Source organism: Mesorhizobium sp. B2-2-3, assembly GCF_006442405.1.
Taxonomy (GTDB): domain Bacteria; phylum Pseudomonadota; class Alphaproteobacteria; order Rhizobiales; family Rhizobiaceae; genus Mesorhizobium.
This window is the reverse complement of sequence record NZ_VFWC01000003.1, coordinates 250,341-269,597: the sequence shown is the minus strand read 5'-3', so window position 1 is coordinate 269,597 and position 19,257 is coordinate 250,341. Positions and strand designations below refer to the sequence as shown.

At 66.3% G+C, this 19,257-nt stretch carries 22 protein-coding genes; 10 read left to right on the top strand and 12 right to left on the bottom strand.

Going from position 1 to position 19,257, the window contains the following annotated elements:
• Positions 1-356: 356 nt before the first annotated feature.
• Positions 357-497: a hypothetical protein gene (locus FJ951_RS07285; protein ID WP_013892047.1), complete on the top strand. Its 141-nt coding sequence runs from the start codon at positions 357-359 to the stop codon at positions 495-497.
• 328 nt (positions 498-825) lie between these two features.
• On the opposite strand, the gene FJ951_RS07280 is transcribed toward FJ951_RS07285, so the two are convergent.
• From FJ951_RS07280 to FJ951_RS07270, 3 genes are read right to left on the bottom strand one after another with little or no spacing between them, the layout of a single operon-like run.
• Positions 826-1,209 (bottom strand): DUF1850 domain-containing protein, encoded by a 384-nt coding sequence (locus FJ951_RS07280; RefSeq protein WP_140514136.1) that lies wholly within the window; start codon positions 1,207-1,209, stop codon positions 826-828.
• Positions 1,206-3,311: a TRAP transporter permease gene (locus FJ951_RS07275; RefSeq protein ID WP_140514135.1), complete on the bottom strand. Its 2,106-nt coding sequence runs from the start codon at positions 3,309-3,311 to the stop codon at positions 1,206-1,208. Before FJ951_RS07275 ends, FJ951_RS07280 begins: the two co-directional genes overlap by 4 nt.
• A 57-nt stretch (positions 3,312-3,368) precedes the next feature.
• Positions 3,369-4,328, bottom strand: a complete 960-nt coding sequence (locus FJ951_RS07270) for a TAXI family TRAP transporter solute-binding subunit (protein WP_140514134.1) — start codon at positions 4,326-4,328, stop codon at positions 3,369-3,371.
• A 261-nt stretch (positions 4,329-4,589) separates the two neighbouring features.
• Here FJ951_RS07270 and FJ951_RS07265 point away from each other — a divergent pair, with 261 nt between their 5' ends.
• Entirely contained in the window at positions 4,590-4,958 is a 369-nt protein-coding gene (locus tag FJ951_RS07265; RefSeq protein WP_140491798.1) for a YciI family protein, read from the top strand.
• 7 nt (positions 4,959-4,965) lie between these two features.
• A complete protein-coding gene (locus FJ951_RS07260) occupies positions 4,966-6,210 on the top strand; it encodes an RNA polymerase sigma factor (RefSeq protein WP_140514435.1) in 1,245 nt (414 codons plus the stop codon).
• 34 nt (positions 6,211-6,244) lie between these two features.
• On the opposite strand, the gene FJ951_RS07255 is transcribed toward FJ951_RS07260, so the two are convergent.
• The 6 genes from FJ951_RS07255 to hrcA all read right to left on the bottom strand — a co-directional run bounded on the left by FJ951_RS07255 (position 6,245) and on the right by hrcA (position 11,813).
• On the bottom strand, positions 6,245-6,871 hold the full coding sequence (locus FJ951_RS07255; protein WP_140514133.1) for a glutathione S-transferase family protein: 627 nt from the start codon (positions 6,869-6,871) through the stop codon (positions 6,245-6,247).
• Positions 6,872-7,063: 192 nt separating this feature from the next.
• On the bottom strand, positions 7,064-8,044 hold the full coding sequence (gene cysK, locus FJ951_RS07250) for a cysteine synthase A (protein ID WP_140514132.1): 981 nt from the start codon (positions 8,042-8,044) through the stop codon (positions 7,064-7,066).
• A 192-nt stretch (positions 8,045-8,236) separates the two neighbouring features.
• Positions 8,237-8,854, bottom strand: a complete 618-nt coding sequence (locus FJ951_RS07245; RefSeq protein ID WP_140514131.1) for a LysE family translocator — start codon at positions 8,852-8,854, stop codon at positions 8,237-8,239.
• 128 nt (positions 8,855-8,982) lie between these two features.
• Positions 8,983-10,353, bottom strand: coding sequence for a sorbosone dehydrogenase family protein (locus FJ951_RS07240; protein WP_140514130.1), 1,371 nt, complete (start codon positions 10,351-10,353; stop codon positions 8,983-8,985).
• 124 nt (positions 10,354-10,477) lie between these two features.
• Positions 10,478-10,678 (bottom strand): hypothetical protein, encoded by a 201-nt coding sequence (locus tag FJ951_RS07235; protein WP_140514129.1) that lies wholly within the window; start codon positions 10,676-10,678, stop codon positions 10,478-10,480.
• Positions 10,679-10,715: 37 nt separating this feature from the next.
• On the bottom strand, positions 10,716-11,813 hold the full coding sequence (gene hrcA / locus FJ951_RS07230) for a heat-inducible transcriptional repressor HrcA (RefSeq protein WP_140514128.1): 1,098 nt from the start codon (positions 11,811-11,813) through the stop codon (positions 10,716-10,718).
• Positions 11,814-12,043: 230 nt separating this feature from the next.
• On the opposite strand from hrcA, the gene rph reads away from it, so the two are divergent.
• The 5 genes from rph to FJ951_RS07200 all read left to right on the top strand — a co-directional run bounded on the left by rph (position 12,044) and on the right by FJ951_RS07200 (position 15,723).
• Positions 12,044-12,760: a ribonuclease PH gene (gene rph / locus FJ951_RS07225; RefSeq protein WP_140514127.1), complete on the top strand. Its 717-nt coding sequence runs from the start codon at positions 12,044-12,046 to the stop codon at positions 12,758-12,760.
• Positions 12,761-12,943: 183 nt separating this feature from the next.
• Complete coding sequence (locus FJ951_RS07215; RefSeq protein ID WP_140514125.1) at positions 12,944-13,354, top strand: VOC family protein; 411 nt, start codon at positions 12,944-12,946, stop codon at positions 13,352-13,354.
• A complete protein-coding gene (rdgB, locus tag FJ951_RS07210; RefSeq protein WP_140514124.1) occupies positions 13,354-14,016 on the top strand; it encodes an RdgB/HAM1 family non-canonical purine NTP pyrophosphatase in 663 nt (220 codons plus the stop codon). Before FJ951_RS07215 ends, rdgB begins: the two co-directional genes overlap by 1 nt.
• A complete protein-coding gene (gene hemW / locus FJ951_RS07205; RefSeq protein ID WP_140491825.1) occupies positions 14,013-15,191 on the top strand; it encodes a radical SAM family heme chaperone HemW in 1,179 nt (392 codons plus the stop codon). The genes rdgB and hemW overlap by 4 nt, the downstream gene beginning before the upstream one ends.
• 97 nt (positions 15,192-15,288) lie before the next feature.
• Positions 15,289-15,723: an EamA family transporter gene (locus FJ951_RS07200; protein ID WP_140514123.1), complete on the top strand. Its 435-nt coding sequence runs from the start codon at positions 15,289-15,291 to the stop codon at positions 15,721-15,723.
• A gap of 73 nt (positions 15,724-15,796) precedes the next feature.
• Here the strand turns inward: FJ951_RS07200 and FJ951_RS07195 are convergent, their stop codons facing one another.
• Positions 15,797-15,976, bottom strand: coding sequence for a hypothetical protein (locus tag FJ951_RS07195; RefSeq protein ID WP_140514122.1), 180 nt, complete (start codon positions 15,974-15,976; stop codon positions 15,797-15,799).
• Positions 15,977-16,176: 200 nt separating this feature from the next.
• Here FJ951_RS07195 and rsmI point away from each other — a divergent pair, with 200 nt between their 5' ends.
• Both rsmI and FJ951_RS07185 read left to right on the top strand, forming a co-directional pair.
• On the top strand, positions 16,177-17,088 hold the full coding sequence (gene rsmI / locus FJ951_RS07190) for a 16S rRNA (cytidine(1402)-2'-O)-methyltransferase (protein ID WP_140514121.1): 912 nt from the start codon (positions 16,177-16,179) through the stop codon (positions 17,086-17,088).
• Complete coding sequence (locus FJ951_RS07185; protein WP_181168549.1) at positions 17,081-17,458, top strand: YraN family protein; 378 nt, start codon at positions 17,081-17,083, stop codon at positions 17,456-17,458. Before rsmI ends, FJ951_RS07185 begins: the two co-directional genes overlap by 8 nt.
• A gap of 18 nt (positions 17,459-17,476) precedes the next feature.
• On the opposite strand, the gene FJ951_RS07180 is transcribed toward FJ951_RS07185, so the two are convergent.
• Both FJ951_RS07180 and FJ951_RS07175 read right to left on the bottom strand, forming a co-directional pair.
• Complete coding sequence (locus tag FJ951_RS07180; RefSeq protein WP_140514119.1) at positions 17,477-18,433, bottom strand: alpha/beta hydrolase; 957 nt, start codon at positions 18,431-18,433, stop codon at positions 17,477-17,479.
• Positions 18,434-18,467: 34 nt separating this feature from the next.
• Positions 18,468-19,148, bottom strand: a complete 681-nt coding sequence (locus FJ951_RS07175; RefSeq protein ID WP_140491835.1) for an isochorismatase family protein — start codon at positions 19,146-19,148, stop codon at positions 18,468-18,470.
• Between the last annotated feature and the right edge of the window lie 109 nt (positions 19,149-19,257).

The window sequence follows — 19,257 nt, the reverse complement described above, 5'->3', positions numbered from 1 at the left end:
GGCCGCAGGTCGGCGGCCCCATGGGCCGGCCATGCCGGCTCGAAGAATCAACGTCTCGTCCCAGGCCGGGTTCCGGACTTGCGGCGGCGAGCAAGGAAAATTCTCCCGCCAGGGCGAAAGCTGAAACGCAACCGCACCCAGGCGACATCCAAACGAAACATATGTGATGCAAAAGTCACACACGCCGAAATGGCGACAAACGGCGTGGAAAGACCCCGAATCAGCCGCATTCCGGCCATGAAGCGACGGGTTTTCGACCAGAAATTAACATCGCGTTCACCGACTATTCACGCCTCGACGCTATGATTTCCGCAATTCGGAAGGGACACCCGAAAGTCGGGACAGGGACAGGTAAAATGAACTTCCTCACGCACCTCATCGGCTATGCCGCAGCCATCCGCGAATTCGTCGCGCCGACCTATCGGCCCGAGCGCTACTACATGCGCGGGCCGGGCCCGGCCTGCGCTCGTCGCGGCACCTCGCTGGGCGCGCACTGACCATGACTTTCGAGAGCCGACACAACAGCCGCATCTGCAGGCCTGACGCCGAGTCGCGCGCCACCACCTATCGCGCCGAGCGCCCGACCTTCGCCGATCGGCGGCGTGCGACATCGCCGCGGCTTTGAGACCGCCTTCGCCGGCTTAATGTCTCAAGACACAGGCCGCCGAGGCCTGCGTGAGCGACCTTCTCCAGTCCAGTCGGCCCCAGTCCAGTCGGCCCCAGTCCAGTCGGGCCCAGTCCAAGCCGTCCTTCTGAATACCCTTCGATGCAAGCCATCCGCTGACCGTCTTCGACGGCGCTGGCTCCAGCCGGGATGATCGTGCGCTACCGCGGCAGGCTCGTGCCGTCCGGAGCACACGGCTCCAGCACGATCGTGCCGCCGGCCACCTTGCCGAGTTCTCGGCAACCCTGATCTGTGCACAGTGTCCAACCATCACCGGTCGCGCCGGAGGCGGCGAGCATAAGGCTTCGCTGCGGCCCGGCCTTCGGCGCATAGGCCCACCAGCCGTCTCGCAGCACCGCGCCCTCCGGTGGTTCCATGCCGGCGCCCGAGCCCTTTATGCGCGCCTCGGTGACTTGCAGGCCGGAAGGCATCACCTTCCAGTGCTCCTCCCAGCGCGTGCGCTCCACCGAGTGCGTCCAGGACAGGGTGAAGGCGGCGGCCGCGAGCGTCACCGTCTTGCCGGCGGCAAGGATACACAGGCTCATGCTTGGGCCGCCGCCCGCCGCGCGCGCCAGAAGTGCCAGCCGATCCAGGCAAACGACAATGCCCAGCCTGTCTCGTCGGTGAGCGGGATCGCCGCGACCAGCAGAACGCCGGCACAGAAGGCGATGAGCCGTTCCCACCACGCCATGCGCCTGGCAAGGAAGCCGACGGCGGCGGCGCCCCACAGCACGATGCCCATGCACGCCTTGACGACGATGTAGGCGACCTCGACGGGGTAGCCGAACTGGGCGGCGACCGGGCCTGGATCCTGCAGCATGAGCGCCGGCGTGTAGACGGCCATGAACGGCACGACGAAACCGGCAATGGCAAGCTTGGTCGCCTGGATGCCGATCTTGAGGCCGCTTTCCCTGGCCATCGGGGCGGCCGCGAAGGCGGCCAGCGCCACCGGCGGCGTGAGATCGGCCATGATGCCGAAGTAGAAGACGAACATGTGACTGACCACCAGCGGCACGCCGAGCGACAGAAGCGCCGGGCCGGCCAGCGAGGAAGTGATGATGTAGTTGGGAATGGTCGGGATGCCCATGCCGAGCACCAGGCAGGTGAGCATGGTCAGCACCAGCGACAGGAACAGATTGTCCTGGCCGATGGAGATGATCCAGCCGATGAAAGTGGAGGCGATGCCGGTGAGCGTCAGCGTGCCGATGACGATGCCGACGATGGCGCAGGCGATGCCGACCGGCAGCGCGTTCTTGGCCCCTTCGGCGAGTGAATCCACGCAGATCCGCAGCGTTTCGCGCCCCCCCTTGAAGGCCAAGCAGGCGACGACGAGAGCGGCGATGACGAGGCCGAGTATGTTGACGCCGAAGCGCATGAACGACGCGGCGGCGAGCCCGAGCGCCAGCCAGAAGACGACGCGGAAGGCGAGCGGCCCGATCAGGGCCGCCAGCGGCGTGCCGAGGATGAGCACGATGGTCAACGCCAGGCCCATCGTGCCGGCGAAGATCGGTGTGTAGCCGGCAAACAGGAGATAGATGAGGGCCGCCAGCGGCAGCACCAGCGGCCAGTGCTGGCGCACGGCATCCCAGGGATTGGGCAGTTCGGCCTTGGCCATGCCGTGCAGGCCGGCCTTGCCGGCTTCCAGATGCACCTGCCAGAAACAGGCGCCGAAATAGAGCAGCGCCGGGATGATCGCCGCCTTGACCACTTCGGCATAGGGGATGTTCAGCGTCTCGGCCATGATGAAGGCGACCGCGCCCATCACCGGCGGCATGATCTGGCCGCCCATCGAGGAGGTCGCCTCGACGGCGCCGGCGAAAGCCGAGCGGAAGCCGAAGCGCTTCATCAGCGGGATGGTGAACTGGCCGCTGGCCACGACATTGGCGACGCCGGAGCCGGAGATGGTGCCCATCAGCGCCGAGGACAAAACGCAGACCTGCGCCGGGCCGCCGCGCCACGAGCCGACCAGGCCGAGCGCGAAATCGTTGAACAGCGCGATCATGCCGGCGCGTTCGAGGAAGGCGGCGAAGACGACGAAGATGAAGATATAGGCGGCCGAGACATAGACCGGCGTGCCGTATATGCCTTCGGTGCCGTAGGCGAAAGTGTCGACGAGCTGGGCGAAATCGTAACCGCGATGGATGAAGGGCGGCGGCAGATGGTTGCCGACGAAACAATAGGCGAGAAAGATGAAAGCGATGATCGCCAGCGGCAGTCCCATCAGCCGCCGGGCCGCCTCGAAGACCAGCACCACCAGCACCGCGCCGACGACAAGATCCGGCGTGGTGAGGAAACCGGAGCGGCGGATGAGGTCGGTGTAGAACACCCAATTGTAGAGACCGGTGCCGAAGCCGAGCACGCCGAACGCCCAGAACACGGCCTTGGCCGGCAGGCTTCGGGCGCGCAGGTTGGCGATCAGGCCAAAGCCGAGCAGCAGCAGGAAACCGACATGCATGGCCCGCACCACCTGGCTCGGGATGCTGCCATAGGCGGCGACGTAGATCTGGAACACGGAAAAGGCAACGGCGATGAGGAAGGCAGCCTTGCCGGCGATGCCGTCGCCAAAGCCCGGCGGCAAGCCTTCGACCTGCTCTTCGGCGACGGGGAGATGGAAGGTGGAGGATTTGCCGTCGGCTGCTTCGCTCATCCGACGCACTCCAAAATGAGCGAATGACAGTGTGAAGACATCTCAGATAGTCCTCGCCTACTTCAGCAACCCTTTCTCCTTGTAGTACCGCTCAGCGCCCGGATGCAGCGGCACCGGCATGCCGTCGAGCGCCTTGGCAGGGTCGATCGCCTTGGCGGCGGCGTGGGCGGCGGCTAGTTGGTCGAGATGCTCGAACATCAGCTTGGTCATCTGATAGGCCGTCTCGTCGGAAACATCGGCGCGGGTGACGAGGAAATTGCCGACGGCCGCGGTCGCGACGTCCTCGGCCTGGCCCTCATAGGTGCCCTTGGGGATAACCACCGACAGATAGGGGGCGCCGATCTTGGCGACATCCTCGGCCGGCACCGCGACGACGTTGATCGGCACCGAGGTGGCGAGATCGCGGATCGAGGCGACCCCGAGGCCGGCCGACTGCAGCGTGGCATCGAGCTGGCGGTTCTTGATCAGCTCGACCGATTCGGCGAAGGGCAGGTATTCGACCCGGCCGAGATCCTCGTATTTCAGGCCGGCGGCGGCAAAGATGGCACGCGCGTTGAGCTCGGTGCCGGAGGCCGGCGCGCCGACCGACAGGCTCTTGCCCTTGAGGTCGGCCAGCGTCTTGATGCCGGATTCCTGGCTGGCGACGATCTGGATATAGTTGGGGTAGATGGCGGCGATGCCGCGCAATTTGTCGAGCTTGCCGGGGAAGCCGGCCTCGGCATTGCCTTCGGCGGCCATCTTGACGGAATCGCCGAGCGCGAAGGCGATCTCGCCCTTGCCCTGCTGCAGCAGGTTGAGGTTCTCGACCGAAGCCTTGGTGGCCTGCACCTGGGTGCGGGCGCCTGCGATGCCCTTGCTGTAGATTTCCGACAGCGCCACGCCGAGCGGGTAGTAGACGCCCGACGTGCCGCCGGTCAGCACGTTGATGAATTCCTGTGCCCTGGCCGAGGCAATGCCGAGCCCAAGCGATAGCGCCATTGCGCCGGCTGCAACGAACTTCGTTCTGAAATGGAACATCCGGTTTCCTCCCTGAAATATTGGCTGCCGCACCACCTCCTCGATGCGAACCGGCCAAGTTTAGACGGCGGGCCGCAAATGCCAACCCGCAATTGCATTCATTAGACGAACGGTTGAATGGATGCGGAAACAGCTCCCGGCTTGCGCGGGACGCGACCGTGGCCGAAAGATTTTTTCCGGCACCTGTCGAAATCGGACCTTGCCGCGCGACATATGTCCGGCTCGCAAGGACGCGGCCTACGAAACCACGGGAGAAGACCCATGCGATACATGCTTTTGATCAACAACGACGAAGCCGCACTGGCGAACACGCCGATCGAAAAGGCCCAACAGATGAGCGCGGCCTATGGCGCCTATACCGAAGCGTTGAAGAAATCCGGCGCGTGGCTGGCCGGAGAAAGGCTGCGCCCGACTCAGGCAACCACCTCGGTGCGGATCACCGACGGCAAGACCAACGTGATCGACGGCCCCTATGCGGACACCAAGGAGCAGCTTGCCGGCTTCTACATGATCGAAGCGGCCGACATCGATACCGCCATCGAATGGGCCGCGCGCTGCCCGGCGGCCAGCACAGGCACGGTCGAGTTGCGGCCGATTTGGGAAATGGCCGAATACATGCCCAAGAAATGACGATGTGATGGACAGCAGCGCGCAGATTGCCCGGGCAGCCGCCGAGGCCGCCGCCCGGCAAAGCTACGGCAAGCTGGTCGCCTGGCTCGCGGCGCGCACGCGCGATGTGGCCGCCGCCGAGGACGCGCTGGCCGACGCCTTTGCCGCGGCGCTCGAACGCTGGCCGCGAACCGGCGTGCCCGAAAAGCCGGAGGCCTGGCTGCTTGCCGTGGCAAGGCGGCGGCGTGTCGACGCGGTGCGGCGGCGGCTCACCAGCGAAACCGGCCGCGACCATCTCAAGCTGATTGCCGAGGAGGCGGAGGCGTGCATGACCGACCAGGACCTGCCCGACGAACGGCTGCGGCTGATGTTCGCCTGCGCGCATCCGGCGATCGAACCTGGCGTGCGCGCGCCGCTGATCCTGCAGGCCGTGCTTGGTTTCGACGCCGCGACGATCGCCTCCGCCTTCCTGGTCCCGCCGGCGACAATGGGCCAGCGCCTGGTGCGGGCCAAGGCCCGCATCCGTGAAGCCGGCATTCCGTTCCGCGTACCGAAGCGAGCCGAACTCGGCGAGCGCCTGGATACCGTGCTGGAGGCCATATACGCGACCTTCGCCGAGGGCTGGTCCGACCCGGCGGGCACAGAGACGCGGCGCCGGAACCTGGCCACAGAAGGGATCTGGCTCGGCAGGCTGGTGGCCTCGCTGCTGCCGGACGAACCGGAGGCGCTGGGCCTGCTTGCGCTGATGCTGTTCGCCGAGGCGCGCCGTACCGCGCGCCGCGATGGGTCCGGAGATTATGTGCCGCTCGCCGAGCAGGATCATGCGCTGTGGGATCATGCCCTGATCGACGAGGCGGAAGTCCTGCTCGGCCGCGCCGCCTCCATGGGCGCGATCGGCCGGTACCAGCTCGAGGCGGCCGTGCAGTCCGTCCACGCGGCGCGGCGGCTGAGCGGCGAGACCGACTGGGTGGCGATCCGCGAATTCTACGACGCGTTGCTTTCGATCGCACGATCGCCCGTGGTGGCGATCAACCGCGCGGTGGCGATCGCCGAAGCCGAGGGCGCCGTGGCGGGGCTGGCGGCGTTGTACGTGCTTGGCGACGACAAGCGGCTCAATGATTACCAGCCCTATTGGGCCGCGCGCGCCGGCCTTCTGGCCAGGCTCGGCCAGGTGCCGCAGGCGGTCGAAGCCTATGACCGTGCGATCGGCCTCGAAAGCGATCCGGCGGTACGCCGCTTCCTGCAGGGAAAACGCGCGACGCTCAGGCATTGAAATGCCTGAGCGCGGTGCTTTGCCGATGAATTGTTCAGCCCGGCCACATTTCGTGCGATGCGTTGAGCGTCTTCATCAGCGGGTGCTCGCGAAGCCTGGCCCACAGGCGTTCGATGTCGGGCCAGGCAGTGCGTGCCTTGCCGCTGTCGGGATGCCAGGCCACCAGCATGGCCAAATAGATATCGGCCACCGACATCGCCTCGCCTGCCAGCCAGTCGCGGCCGCGCAAGGCGGCATCGACGACGGCAAAGCCGCGGTCCATCTCGGCCACGGCCGCCTGCTTGACGGCCTTGGCGCCGTCGGCGTCGGCCGTGTAGCGCGGCGCGTAGTAGAAACGCAGCACCGCCGGATAGAGGGCGGACGACATGAACGCCATCCAGCGCAGGAAGTCGGCGCGGGCCGGTTCATCGGCCGCCGGCGCCAGCCCGGCCCGCGGATGGCGTTCGGCGAGCAGGATGCAGATGGCCGCCGATTCGGTCAGCGAGCGGCCGTCCGGCAAGGTCAGCACCGGCACCTGGTTCAGCGGGCTGATGTGGAGGAAAGCGGGATCGGGCCGATCGGATTTCGGTACGTCGATCTGCTCGAACGGCGCCTTGGCCAGCGCCAGGGCCGCCTCGACAACGAAGCCGCCGCTGCCGGGACGGGTGTAGAGCTTGTACATGAGGTCCTCCGCCGGCCCTGCGGGGGCCGGGGGCGATATGAACCGGAAGCAGGGCGCTGCTCAAGCCCGTGGCATCCGCCACGGCGGGTTTTTTCAGCGGGCCAGGCTAAGCACCTTTGTGTTAGGCGCTCGGCAGGGGGCGTGTCGAAACTTGACAGGCGACGCGTCGTATCGCTTCGCCCAACGAAGACCCTAAGCGCCCAGCCCTTCGAACAGGATCGTCGACAAATAGCGCTCGGCGAAGGACGGGATGATCACCACCAGGTTCTTGCCCTTGTTCTCCGGCCGCGAGCCGACGACGATCGCCGCCTGCAAAGCGGCGCCCGAGGAGATGCCGACCGGCACGCCTTCCAGCCGGGCGACGAGGCGGGCATTGGCGACCGAATCCTCGTTCGAGACCGTGACGATTTCGTCATAGATGGTGGTGTCGAGGATTTTTGGCGCGAAGCCGGCGCCGATGCCCTGGATCTTGTGCGGGCCAGGCTGGCCGCCCGACAGCACCGGCGAGGTTTCCGGTTCGACCGCGACGACATGCAGCGAAGGCTTGCGCTTCTTCAGCACCTGGCCGACGCCGGTGATGGTGCCGCCGGTGCCGATGCCGGAGACGATGATGTCGACCTCGCCATGGGTGTCGTTCCAGATCTCCTCGGCAGTCGTCGTGCGATGGATCTCGGGATTGGCCGGGTTCTCGAACTGCTGCGGGATGATGGCGTTGGGGATGGTGGCCGCCAGTTCGTCGGCCTTGGCGATGGCGCCCTTCATGCCTTTCGGCCCTTCGGTCAGCACCAGTTCGGCGCCGAGCAGCGCCAGCATCTTGCGGCGCTCGACCGACATGGTCTCGGGCATGGTGAGGATCAGCTTGTAGCCCTTGGCGGCGGCAGCGAAGGCAAGCGCTATGCCGGTATTGCCCGAAGTCGGCTCGATCAGCGTCGTCTTGCCGGGAGCGATCTTGCCCGATGCCTCGAGCGCCTCGATCATCGCCACGCCGATACGGTCCTTGACCGAGGCGATCGGGTTGAAGAATTCGAGCTTGGCAAGGAGATGGGCAACGATGCCCTTCTCCTTGGCGAATTTGTCGAGCCGCACCAGTGGCGTGTCGCCGATCGTATCGGTGATGGAATTGTAGATGCGGCCACGGCCGGGAACACGAGCGGAGGCGGCGAACTTGTTCATTGGTTTGGCTCCCAGAATGTCAGGCGGATGGAACTGATCTCAGACGGATGGCCGCCAAGATAGGCCTTCCACGGACGCAAGATAGACCGTCGCCCGAAAATATCCGAGTGGGGCCCGTGTCTAAAACGCCTCGGCCTCGGAAAAGCGTTCCCGCAAAAGCCAGTCCGGCGGAATGCCTTGGCAAAAATGGCCCTATTGGCGGGCGGCGATCGCCGCCGCCGCGCCGACCATGAAACCGGCCGCGGTGCGGTTCAGCGCCTTCAGGGCGCGCGGCGAGCGCAGGAACCAGCGCGCCTTGGCCGCCAGCGCCAGATAAGGCACCAGCACCACGAACAGGACGAGGACGGTGAGTGCGGCGAGGATGCCGTAGTCGGCCAGCGTGATGGTCTTGAGGTCGACGATGGTCGGCGTGATGGCGAGATAGAAGATCATCGTCTTCGGATTGCCGAGCGTCACCGTCAGGCCGGCGAGGAAGCTCGACGCTAGCCCGCCCTTGCCTTTCCTGGCCTCGACCGTCTCGGGCGTGATGCCGGCGGTCCAGAAGCGCCAGCCGAGGAAGGCGAGATAGGCGACGCCGGCCCATTTGACGGCGAGGAACACCAGGCCGAAGGTCTGCGCGACAAAGGCAAGCCCAAGCACCACGGCGGTGAGATAAAGGAGGTCGCCGAGCATCAGGCCGAAGGACATGGCCAGCGACGAGCGGAAGCCGGAACCGAGCGCGCGCGCCACAAGCGCGGTGATGCCGGGGCCGGGAATGGCCGCGGCCAAGCCGAGGGCGGCGCTGTAGGCGAGAAAGCCGGTGAGGGTCATGGATTGAGCCTTGCGTCCGCGAAACTGCTGGGACGGCGCCTTGTCGCACAGAGTTTCGCGGGCGGGAATTGCCTGGAGCCGGATTTGGTTGCACCAGGCATGCCCCGTGCTCGAGGCCTCCCAGCGGATCAGGACCGGCCGTCGCCGTAGGTCACGCGCCAGATGGTGCCGTTGCCGTCCTCGGTGACGATCAGCGCGCCGTCGCTCGCCACCGCCACGCCGACCGGCCGGCCCCAGACCTCGCCGCCGGAGGTGACGAAGCCGGTCATGAAATCCTCATATTCGCCGGTCGGCTTGCCGTCCTTGAACTTGAGCCGCACCACCTTGTAGCCGGTCCTGTTGCCGCGATTCCACGAACCGTGCAGGGCGACGAAGGCGTCGCCCCTGTATTCGGCCGGAAAACCGGATCCTGCGCGGACATTCCTGCCGTCGTAGAAGGCGATGTTGAGCGGCGCCGAATGCGCCTGCATCAGAATGTCGGGGACGGTGACCTTGCCGGCAAGGTCGGGACGCGCGCCCTTGTGGCGCGGATCCTCATTGTCGCCGATATAGTACCAGGGCCAGCCGTAGAAGGCGCCTTCCTTCACTTCGGTCGCATATTCGAACGGCACGTTGTCGCCGAGCGCGTCGCGCTCGTTGACCACGCACCACAGCGCGCCCGCCGCCGGCTGGACGGCCATGCCCGAACAATTGCGCAGGCCGGTGGCAACGATGCGGCCATTCCTACCGTCCGGGTCGAAAGCCCTGATGTCGGCGCGGCCTTCCTCCGCGCCCCAGGTGGCGCCGAGCGGCTTCGACCTGGCCCAGGCGTCGAGCCCGCCCCGCGGTTTCCTTGCCATGTCCTGGGCGGCGTTCGAGCCGGAGCCGACCGAGAGATACAGCGTCTTCCCGTCCGGCGAGAAGGCGATGTCGCGGGTCCAGTGATGAGTGGCCGGCATATCGCGGACGATGGTTTCCGGCTCGCCGGAGGCCTTCAGGTCGCCATCGCGGTAGGGAAAGCGCACGATGCTGTCGCTGTTGGCGACATAGACCCATTGCGGGTTGTCCCCTGGCGGGTAGAAGGCGATGCCGTAGGGCTGGTTGAGATTGCGGGCGAAGATGCCGTCCCTGACAGGTTTCGCGCTGCCCTCGCCGAGACGGTAGACGCGGATCTGGTTGGCCTCGCTGTCGGCGACGAACAGGTCGCCGTTGGGGGCGATGCGCACGACGCGCGGATTATCGATGCCCGAAGCGATCAGTTCCGCCGAAAAGCCCGCCGACAGCCGCGGCTCGGCGCCTTGCGGCCTTTGCACCGGACCGGCGCTGTTCGAGGCGGATCTGGTGACATAGGGCCTGGGCTGGTCCTGCGGGCTGATCAGCCGGCGCACGCCCGGCTCGTCGGCCCGCCAGTCACCGAATGCGGCCGCGCCCTTCAGAACCGGCTCTGCCTGCTGGGCCAATGCCGTCGCGGCGAAAAGCAAGGCTGCGGGGATCGCCACGGCGCCGGCAAGTCTGATCATCCCAGTCTCCAGCTTCTCGCTTCGCGATGCATGTCGTTGTCCCAAGACCGAGGTCACATGCACCAAGGGAACGGGCGGGCTCGGCAGTCGTTCCGGACGACACGGGGAGTTGAAGGAATTCGGGTCAGGTATCCGCGTCGAGATCGAGATCGGCGTCGAGGTTCTTTTCCAGTTCGACGAGGTCGGCCGGAAGCGGCATGCCCATGGCGCGGATTTCGCGCAGCTTCTCGCGCAATTGCTCCTGCACTTCGCGCACATCCTCAGGCTGGTTGACCATCTCCTCCAGCAGGAGGCTGATCTGGGCCTTGAACGATTCCAGCGCCATCTTTTCTCTCCTCGGCCGGCTGGATCGATCCCAGCTCTCAGCGCAGCATGCGCGATATCAGCTGCGCCGTATAGTCGACCATCGGGACAATGCGGGCATAGTTGAGCCGGGTCGGGCCGATGACTCCGAGCGCGCCGACGACGCGGGCGTCCTTGTCGCGGTAAGGCGCCACGACCAGCGACGAGCCGGAGAGCGAGAAAAGCTTGTTTTCCGAGCCGATGAAGATGCGCACGCCCGGTCCCGCCTCGGCGAGGTCGAGCAGCTGGATCAGCCCGTCCTGCGTCTCCATGTCCTCGAACAGGTGGCGCAGGAGTTCGATGTCGGCCTGGGCGGTGACGTTTTCGAGCAGATTGGCGCGGCCGCGCACGATCAGGCGCGCCGGCAGGCCGCTTTCCGCGCCGGCCCACACCGCCAGCCCTTTCTCCACCAGGTCCTGCGACAGCGTGTCGAGCGCTGCCCTTGTCTCTTCCTTGATACGCTCGACCTCCGCCCGCGCCTCGGCCAGCGTACGGCCGCGAATATGGGCGTTGAGGAAATTCGAGGCCTCGTGCAATTGCGAGACGGTGATGCCGGCCGGCAGATCGATGACCCGGTTCTCGACGTCGCCGTTCTGCGACACCATCACGGTCAGCGCCTTGGTCGGTTCGAGCTGGATGAACTCGATGTGCTTGAGCGCCACCTCGTTCTTGGCGGCCAGCACCAGGCCGGCGCCGCGCGACATGCCCGACAGCATCTGGCTGGCCTCGGTCAGCATGTGTTCCAGCGTGGCGCCCGAGCCGGAGGCGCGCACCTGCGCCTCGATGCTGCGCCGCTCCTCGTCGGAGAGGTCGCCCAATTCCATGAAGGCGTCCACGAAGAAGCGCAGGCCGGCCTGCGTCGGCAGGCGGCCGGCCGAGATGTGCGGCGCGTAGATCAGGCCGAGATGTTCGAGGTCGCTCATCACGTTGCGGATGGTGGCGGGCGACAGCGAGGACGGCAGGATGCGCGACAGGCTGCGCGATCCCACGGGCTCGCCGTCCCTCAGATAGGAATCGACGATACGCCGGAAGATGTCGCGCGAACGCATGTCGAGCGCCTGAAGTGCCGGCGCGTGAAGAGCGAGCGACTGCGAAGCGGGATCGACTGCCTTGGTCATTTCGGCCATAACCTCCGGTTCAAGGATATAGACTTCGCGGCGCTGCGCGCAACCCGGTGTCGCGTTGCGCGATCAGCCGGTGTCGCACTTGCGATCACCCGGTGTCGCCGTTCGCGATCGCCCCGGTGTCGCCGCGTTTGCGGCCGCCGGTCCATTTTCCTTTACGCCGTGCCCCGCATGCGTCTAAAAGCCGGCCAAGATTCAAAAAAGATGACAAGAAAGCAGGCCGAATGCGCCCCTCCAAACGCCAGTTCGACGAAATGCGCGCCATCTCCTTCGAGCGCGGCGTCTCCAAACATGCCGAAGGCTCGTGCCTGGTGAAGTTCGGCGACACGCATGTCTTGTGCACGGCAAGCCTGGAGGAAAAAGTGCCGGGCTGGATGCGCAATTCCGGGAAAGGCTGGGTGACGGCCGAATACGGCATGCTGCCGCGCTCGACAGGCGAGCGCATGCGCCGCGAGGCCTCCGCCGGCAAGCAGGGCGGGCGCACGCTGGAGATCCAGAGGCTGATCGGCCGCTCGCTGCGCGCCGTGGTCGACCTGCAGGCGCTGGGCGAGCAGCAGATCACCGTCGACTGCGACGTCATCCAGGCCGATGGCGGCACCCGCACCGCCTCGATCACCGGCGGCTGGGTGGCGCTCTACGATTGCCTGCGCTGGATGGAGGCCCGGCAGATGGTGAGCGTCGCCAAGGTGCTGAAGGACCATGTCGCGGCGATTTCCTGCGGCATCCATGACGGCCAGCCGGTCATCGACCTCGACTATATCGAGGATTCCTCCGCCGGCACCGACGCCAATTTCGTGATGACCGGCAAGGGCGGCATCGTCGAGATCCAGGGCACGGCCGAGGGCGAGCCCTTTTCGGAAGGGCAGTTCGCCGAGCTGATGGGCCTGGCCAAGAAAGGCATCCAGAGGCTGGTGAGTTTGCAGCAGATGGCGGTGGCGTAGTTTATTCATGCGGAGCTTGGGCACCCCCCTCTGCCCTGCCGGGCATCTCCCCCGCAAAGGGGGAGATCGGCTGTTGTCTAGAACTTCGCCAATAATCAGCATAGAACATCATGAGCCGGCGCTCACGCCGCCCATCTCCCCCCTTGCGGGGGAGATGGCCGGCAGGCCAGAGGGGGGTGCCTCGTGATCCCCTCTGCCATTCTTGAATCCGCTCTTTATGTCAAAGACCTCGCCGCTGCCGAAGCCTTCTACACCGACATCCTCGGCCTCACTCCTCTCGGCAAGATCGAGGGCCGCCATCTCTTCTTCCGTTGCGGAGCCGGCGTGCTGCTGATCTTCAACGCCGAGGCGACCAAGGTCCCGCCCGCGCCCGACGCGAGGCTGAAAGTGCCGCCGCACGGCACATCAGGCGAAGGCCATCTCTGCTTTGCGGCGACCGCCGATGAAATCAGCCGCTGGAAATCCCATCTGAAGGCGAAGAACATCGCCATCGAAAGCGAATTCGAATGGCCGCAAGGCGGCCGCTCGCTTTATATCCGCGATCCTTCCGGCAATTCGATCGAATTCGCCGAGCCGAGAATCTGGGGACTTTGATGCATTCTCTCGATGGAAAAAAGATCGTCGTCGCCAGCCACAATGAAGGCAAGCTGCGCGAATTCGCCGATCTGATGGCGCCATTCGGATTCGAGGCGAAATCGGCGAAGGACTATGGCTTGCCCGAACCCGAAGAGACCGGCACCACCTTCCAGGAGAATGCCTATATCAAGGCCTTCGCCGCGGCCAAGGCGACGGGCCTGCCGGCGCTGTCGGACGATTCGGGCCTGTGCGTCGACGCGCTTGACGGCGCGCCCGGCGTCTACACCGCCAACTGGGCCGAAACGCCTGATGGCAGCAGGGATTTCGGCATCGCCATGCAGCGCACCGAAGTGGCGCTGCAGGAAGTCGGCGCCGCCTCGGCCGAGCAGCGCAAGGGTCGCTTCGTCGCCGTCATCTGCCTCGCCTTTCCCGATGGCGAGGCCGAATATTACCGCGGCGAGGCCGAAGGCACGCTGGTCTGGCCGCCGCGCGGCGAGCTCGGATTCGGCTACGACCCGGTGTTCCTGCCCGACGGCTTCAAAAAGACCTTCGGCGAGATGAGTGCCGAGGAAAAACACGGCTGGAAACCCGGCCAGGCCACGGCGCTGTCGCACCGCGCCCGCGCCTTCCAGAAATTCGCCCAAGCCCGATTGGGTCTGGCCAGGTCAGGTTCGGCATGATCAGGCCCGGCGCCACCATGCCGCTCGACCGCAGCCCCGGTTTCGGCGTCTATGTGCATTGGCCGTTCTGCGCGGCCAAATGCCCCTATTGCGACTTCAACAGCCATGTCCGCCACCAGCCGGTCGACCAGGAGCGCTTTGCCGCCGCCTTCGAGGCGGAACTGGCGACGATGCGCCAGCGCACCGGCCCACGCGAGGTGACCAGCATCTTTCTCGGCGGCGGCACGCCGTCGTTGATGAAGCCGGAAACGGTGGCCAGGGTCCTGGACGCCGTGGCGAAGAACTGGACGGTGCCCGACGGCATCGAGGTGACGCTGGAGGCCAATCCCTCCTCGGTCGAAGCCGAACGCTTTCGCGGCTATCGCGCGGCGGGCGTCAACCGGGTCTCGCTCGGCGTGCAGGCGCTGAACGACAAGGATCTGCGCTTCCTTGGCCGGCTGCACAATGTGGACGAGGCGCTGCACGCGATCGGGCTCGCGCGGGAGATATTCCCAAGGCTCTCCTTCGACCTGATCTACGCACGGCCAGGCCAGACGCCGGAGGCCTGGGCATCGGAGCTCGAACAGGCGATCGGCCACGCCGCCGACCATCTGTCGCTCTATCAGCTGACCATCGAGGAAGGCACGCCGTTCCACGCGCTGCACGCGGCGAAGAAATTCATCATCCCCGACAACGACCACGCCGCCGACCTTTATGCGCTGACGCAAGAGGTGACATCAGCCCATGGTTTGCCGGCGTATGAGATCTCAAACCACGCCCGGCCGGGTGCCGAAAGCCGGCACAATCTGACCTACTGGCGCTATGGCGAATATGTCGGCGTCGGCCCCGGCGCGCATGGCCGCTTCGTCGAGAACGGCCACCGCGTCGTGACCATCGCAGAGAGGATGCCGGAAACCTGGGCCAATCTGGTCGAGGCCAAGGGCCATGGCGTCACCGGCGGCGAGACCCTGACGCGCTCCGAAGAGGCTGACGAGTTCCTGCTGATGGGACTGAGGCTGGCGGAAGGCATCGACCTGTCGCGTTACGAAGCGTTTTCCGGGCGCGGCCTGTCGAGCGCGCGGCTGTCGGTGCTGCAGGGCGAAGGGCTGGTGGCGCCGATCGGCAACGCCCGCCTGCGCGCCACGCCCGCCGGCATGATCGTGCTCGACGCCGTGGTGGCCGATCTGGCGCGGTAGGCGGGGATGCTGCTCCCAATCTCGAAGCCAAGATTACGCTTCTGAGGCAGCTGTTTCGCGGTATCTGAGTTGAGACCCGACCGGTGAGGCTATCCGAATGAACCTGACGCTTTCCTGGCAATTCTGGGCGCTGTTGTCGGCGACTTTCGCGGCACTGACGGCGATCTTTGCCAAGGTCGGCATCGAGACCATCAATTCCGATTTCGCCACCCTCATCCGGACAGCCATCATCCTGGTGGTGCTTGCGGCGATCCTCGCCGCCAGCGGCCAATTCCAATCGTGGGCCTCGATCTCCGGGAAGACCTGGCTTTTCCTTAGCCTGTCGGGACTGGCGACCGGAGCCTCGTGGCTCTGCTATTTCCGCGCGCTGAAAATCGGCAATGCGGCGCAGGTGGCGCCCATCGACAAGCTAAGCGTCGTGCTTGTGGCGGTGTTTGGCGCGGTCTTTCTCGGCGAGCGGCTCACCGGTGCGAACTGGCTTGGCGTCGCCCTTATCGCGGCGGGCGCGGTGCTGGTCGCTTATCGAGGGTAGTGCTGCGCCGTGGCGGGCGTTCTTGGTTTCGAGACGGGTGATGAAAATATCGAAGCGATTGGGCATCGTCCGGTCAGTGCTCCGTCGTGCTGTCGGGTTCGTTGTCGGGTAGCTTGATCTCTGGTGGCGGGCGGCGCGCGAGCCCCTGCTTGCCGTCCGTGGTGGCGGGCGGCTTCCCGTCTCCTTGCGCGGCAAAGCGCTTGCGGCCTGCATAGTAGGGCTCGAAAGCGTCCTGTATGATCAGTCTGTCCATCCTGTCCTCCCGGGGGAATCAGGGGCTAAATCTGCGAAAGACGGTTTCGTTCCCTACTGTGGCGAAGGAATGGCGCTCGCCTTGCATTACAGCGGCTTTTGCAACCCGGCGCGGGCCGTGCCAAACAGGGCGGATGATTTCGGAACGTCCTTCGCGGCTCCATCTGGACGCGGGCGCGCCGCTGACGGAGAAGGGCACCGGTGACTGGCGAGACGGGAAAGCGCAGCTATGTGATCGGGCAGACCGAGATCGCGGCCCGGCCGCTCGAACCCGCGCTCTATCTGGTGGCGACGCCGATCGGCAATCTCGCCGACATCACGCTGCGCGCGCTTGAGACGCTGGCCGCCGCCGACATGGTCGCCTGCGAGGACACGCGCGTGTCGCGCGTGCTGCTCGACCGCTACGGCATCCGCCGCCGCACCACGGCCTATCACGAGCACAATGCCGGCGAGGCCGGGCCGAAATTGATAGCGGCGCTCCAGTCGGGGCAGAGCGTGGCGCTGATCTCGGATGCCGGCACGCCGCTGGTTTCCGATCCCGGCTACCGGCTGGTCGGCGAGGCGCTCGACCAGGGTATTCGCGTCGTGCCCATCCCCGGTCCGTCCGCGCCGCTTGCCGCGCTCACCGCATCCGGCCTGCCTTCGGATGCCTTCCTGTTCGCCGGCTTCCTGCCGGTCAAGGCGGGGCAGCGGCTGGCGCGGCTGGACGCGCTTAAAGCGGTGCCGGCGACGCTGATCTTCTTCGAATCGCCGCGCCGGCTGGCCGAGTCTCTCGGCGCGATGGTCGAGGCGCTTGGCGGCGAGCGCAAGGCAGCGATCGGCAGGGAATTGACCAAGACCTTCGAGGAGATGCGCACCGGCACGCTGCGGGCGCTGGCCGACCACTATGCGGCGGCCGATACGCCGAAGGGCGAGATCGTGGTGTGCGTCGGTCCGGCCGAAGCCAGGGCGGACGAGCCGGCCGATATCGACCGGATGCTGTTGTCGCTCGCCGCCGAAATGCCGGCTTCGAAGGCGGCGGCGGAAGCGGCGAAGATGACCGGCGGCCAGAAGCAGGCGCTCTACCGGCGGCTGCTGGAACTCAGGGATGCCTCTGGAGAGGGCCGTGGCTAGGCTCCCGAGCGTCAGCCGTCAAAAGGCCTACCGGCGCGGCCATCGCGGCGAGTGGCTGGCGGCGGCGGCGCTGGTGCTGAAGGGCTACCGGATCCTGGCGCGCCGCCATCGCACCCGTTTCGGCGAGATCGACCTGATCGCAAGGCGCGGCGACCTGGTGCTGTTCGTCGAGGTCAAGGCCCGCCGCACGCTGATGGAGGCAATGGAGGCGATCGCCCATGAATCGGAGCGCCGCATCGAAGGCGCCGCCGACATCTGGCTGTCGCGCCAGCCGGATTACGGCAGGCTGTCGATACGGTTCGACATGATCGCCGTGCTGCCATGGCGCTGGCCGGTGCATGTCCCGAACGCGTTTTACGGGCGCAATTGAGGGCTGCGTCGCTCGGGTTCAGTGTTCGACGGGCCATTCGCCCGCGCCAAGTGCCGCGATCGCCGCGATTATGCGCCGGAACGCCTCGGCGGCAGCCGGCACGGTGGTGCGGGCGCGCAGGAAACTGTGCACGAGGCGCTTCTCCTCGTGCCAGCTCGCTTTGCCGCCGGCGGCCAGGATGCGGTCGCGATAGGCCTCGCCGTCCGACGACAGCGGGTCGCATTCGGCGGTAACGACAATGGTGGGCGGCAGGCCGGAGAAGTCGGCGGCGCGCAGCGGCGAGAAGGTCGGATCGTCCGGCGCCTGTCTCTTGGCCGAGCGGACGTGGCGGTAGAAAGCGACGTCGCCGGTCGACAGAAGCGGCGCCTCGGCATGCTCGATGTAGGAGCGGGCAGTCTCGTCGCCGCCGAGGCCGGGATAGATCAGCACCTGGCCGGTCGGCCTCTTCGCGCGAGCGCGCGTCGCGTGACTGACCGCCGCCGCCAGATTGCCGCCGGCGCTCTCGCCGGACAGCAGCAGTGGCCCGTTCGCTCTAGCCGCCGCCCATTCGAAGGCGGCCAGAGCGTCGTCGAAGGCGGCGGGGTGGAGATGTTCGGGCGCCAGCCGATAGTCGACCGAGAGCACGGCAAAGCCGGTGCCGGCGCAGATCTCGGCGCAGATGTCGTCATGGCTGTCGAGCCCGCCCAGGATGAAGCCGCCGCCATGGTAATAAAGCACCGTGGCCCGCGCGGCCGTGCCTGCCATCCCGTAGTGCCGCACCGCGATGTTCCGGCCGGGGGCGGCGATGAGGTCGTCGCTCGCCGTCACCCCCGGCGGATAGGGCTGGCGAAGCGCCCGGCACATCCTGTCATAGATCGCACGCTGCTTGGCGATCGGCAGGTCGATCGTCTCGGGCGGATACCAGGCGTTGATGCCGTCTATATAGGCCCACAGCGCAGGGTCGAGCCGCGTCGCGTATTTGCCGCGACCGGTCATTTCAGTGCTGCCCACGGTTTCGGAAGGCATTGCCTCAAAGCTCGCTGTAAAGCCTGGCCGCGTTTTCAAAGCTGAAGCGCAGCGGCACCGAGCCCTCGACCTGCCAGACGGCGACGCTCTCGCCAGCCAGCAGCAGGCAGGCGCCGTCGGTGTCGGTGACGGCGCCGCCATAGAGCCGGTTGGCGAGGTTTAGGATTGCGGTCTGGTGCATGGCGGCACTGCCGCTGCCGCAGGCGTCCTTGACCAGCAGCACGCGAAAGCCGCGCGCCACGGCGTCCTTCACGGTGGCATCGATGCAGGCCTCGGTCCACACGCCAGATATGACCAGCCATTCGACGCCGGAAGCCTTGAGCCGATCGGCGGCCGGTCCCGCGCGGAAGGCGCTGGCCTCGGCCTTGATCAGCAGCGCCTCGCCATCAGCAGGCGCCACCTCACGGCAGATCTCGGTCAGCGGATCGCTCTTGTCGGAGAAGGCCGACTTGCCGTCGGTTCCAACAGGGTGAAAGGGCCGCTCCTGCTTGTCGAGATCGACAATGTAGGCCCAGTGATAGAGCGGCACATTGTTCTGCCGCGCCGCCGCCTGCAGCCGCTGGACGTTGGCGAGAATCTTGTCAAAACCCTCGACCAGGTAGCGCGGGTCCTGCCGGTGCTCTTCCTGCAGGTCGATGAAGACAGCGGCCACGGTGCCGCGCTTGACGGAGATAGGGCTTTTCATGCGGATGCGCCTGGCCCCCAAGATACTTCCAAACGCTGGAGGGACAGAGGGGGGCGCCAAGGAATGAGGCGCTCGTTCTTCAGCTGCGGTACGTCAACTAAACCGGCCG